This is a genomic window from Staphylococcus sp. HMSC077D08 (assembly GCF_001837945.1).
Classification (GTDB): Bacteria; Bacillota; Bacilli; order Staphylococcales; family Staphylococcaceae; genus Staphylococcus; species Staphylococcus epidermidis.
In genome coordinates, this window is sequence record NZ_KV834802.1 from 1 (window position 1) to 290 (window position 290).

Sequence of the window (290 nt, forward strand, 5' to 3'; positions counted from 1 at the left end):
CATGAATTGGTGATAAATAAAATCATACCTGAGATTAAAAAAGATCATGATAATGACTTAACAAAAGAAGAAATAGATTTGATTGGTAGTCATTTAGATAAAGAAATCGAAGATTTAAACCAACATATCGATAATGAAAAATGTACTAAAATAAGAAAACAAATACGGCTCAAAAGAACTAAAATTAAAAAATACAAAAAGCAAATTAATGATTACTCTCAGCGAAAGCATAAATACGAAGTCCAAAAATCTATTTTAAAGGATAGAAATAGTTATTCTAAAACAGACCA

1 pseudogene is annotated in these 290 nt (G+C 25.2%); it reads left to right on the forward strand.

The window, feature by feature from the left end:
• Positions 1-290 (forward strand): annotated as a pseudogene (locus HMPREF2663_RS08655) (IS5/IS1182 family transposase); the annotation flags it as partial.